The following is a 1,477-nucleotide window of genomic DNA, read 5'->3' as shown; positions in this document are numbered from 1 at the left end:
AATGACTTGAGGCACATGGATGTCTTCAATAGTAGGAATCTCGTCTTTAATTCGACGCATCACCATGGCAATTTTATTGCGTTGATAAAGCGCACTGATACGAAAACGACCTGCACCTTTAGTCTCCAGTGCGTAGTTACACTCTTTTTCACGCTCAAATGTTTTTTTCTGAGCATCAGACATCGTGCTTAATACTAAATCTCTGGCCTCATCATCCTGCAGTGCATCTTGTGAGAGTGTCGCCATACGTCCATTGACCTTTAAGGTGACGGGCCGACCAGCGGTGATGAACACATCTGAAGCATCATGTTTCACAGCGGCTTTTAAAATTGTGACAATTTCCATATCACACCTCTTTAACGGAATAAGTCTTTATTAACAGCACGTGGTAATGCTTCCTGTTTTGTCACTTTTTGTCTTCTGACCAAATCTTGTAAACACTGATCTAACGTTTGCATTCCAATAGCGCCGCCCGTCTGAATAGCAGAGTACATCTGCGGTACTTTATCTTCGCGTATTAGATTTCTGATGGCAGGCGTGCCAATCATGATTTCATGCGCAGCAATTCGACCACCGCCGACTTTTTTCATTAATGTTTGCGAAATAACCGCGCGCAATGATTCAGATAACATAGAACGCACCATATCTTTTTCCGCAGCAGGGAACACGTCAATGATGCGGTCAATGGTTTTTGCTGCAGACGAGGTATGTAAGGTACCAAAGACTAAATGCCCGGTTTCAGCGGCTGTCAACGCCAATCTAATTGTCTCCAGATCACGTAACTCACCTACCAGAATGATATCTGGATCTTCACGCAAAGCACTTCTAAGCGCTTCACTAAAACCATGTGTATCACGATGCACTTCACGCTGATTGATCAAACATTTTTTACTTTGATGTACGAATTCGATCGGGTCTTCAATGGTTAAAATATGTTCATTATCTTTTTCATTTCGATAATTAATCATGCCTGCCAGCGTTGTGGATTTACCCGAACCGGTTGGCCCAGTCACCAATACAATCCCACGATGATTATCCGCAATAGTTTTGAATATGTCGGGAGCGCCAAGATCTTCAAGACTCAGTACTTTGGATGGAATCGTTCTAAAAACAGCCGCCGCACCGCGGTTCTGATTGAAAGCATTGACACGAAAACGTGCCAAGCCCGGCACCTCAAATGAGAAATCAGCTTCCAGGAACTCTTCAAAGTCCTTGCGCTGTTTGTCATTCATAATGTCATAAATCATCGCGTGAACATCTTTATGTTCCATCGCTGGCAGGTTAATGCGCTTGATATCACCATCGACACGGATCATTGGCGGCTCACCTGATGAAACATGTAAATCCGAGGCATTGTTTTTTGCGCTGAACGCAAGCAATTCAGTAATATCCATCAACGATTCCTATGCGGTTTGGTGTAGTCTAGTTAATTGAAAATTTAAGCAATGTGTATAAAGGTATCGCGCCCTTATGAGGC

Annotated in this window: 1 protein-coding gene and 1 pseudogene; both read right to left on the bottom strand. The window is 43.3% G+C overall.

Annotation, left to right across the window (positions count from 1 at the left end):
• A pseudogene (locus B4K20_RS07265) lies at positions 1–345 on the bottom strand (type IV pili twitching motility protein PilT); the annotation flags it as partial.
• An 11-nt stretch (positions 346–356) separates the two neighbouring features.
• Positions 357–1,394 (bottom strand): type IV pilus twitching motility protein PilT, encoded by a 1,038-nt coding sequence (locus B4K20_RS07260; RefSeq protein ID WP_286303641.1) that lies wholly within the window; start codon positions 1,392–1,394, stop codon positions 357–359.
• Between the last annotated feature and the right edge of the window lie 83 nt (positions 1,395–1,477).

The sequence above is a fragment of the Methylophaga sp. UBA5088 genome (genome assembly GCF_002414625.1).
GTDB lineage: Bacteria > Pseudomonadota > Gammaproteobacteria > Nitrosococcales > Methylophagaceae > Methylophaga > Methylophaga marina.
This window is presented reverse-complemented; position numbering and strand designations above follow the sequence as displayed.